At 48.4% G+C, this 316-nt stretch carries 1 protein-coding gene; it reads right to left on the reverse strand.

Annotated features, from left to right (window positions below; translation table 11 throughout):
- Nucleotides 1–316, reverse strand: a 316-nt coding sequence (locus AC0L20_RS40510; protein ID WP_473295747.1) for a hypothetical protein, incomplete at both ends; no start/stop codon positions are given.

Consider the following 316-nt stretch of genomic DNA (forward strand, 5'->3'; position numbering starts at 1 on the left):
GGCATGCAATGATTGTCGGTGGTTATAGGCAAACTCAAAGCACGCACTCCATCCTCGCCCAAACGGGGTCAGAATTAAAGTGTTCGGAAACTGTTCAAGCGCCTCGCTGGGGAGAAGCCCTTTTAGGCCTTCCCACGGGCGCTGACAAGTTGTTCTGAGTATAAACAGTAGCTTTTCAAATAACGCGAAGTCGTTTTTAACAATCAGCAACTGGATGGAGTTCAGTAATTCCCTAGGGGTGTCACTATGAAGCACTGCCGCAAGCGTCTCATCCTTCCAGTAATCAGGAATTGACTCACTGGAAAGTATCTGCTCC

This window comes from Bradyrhizobium sp. Kon58 (assembly GCF_055807455.1).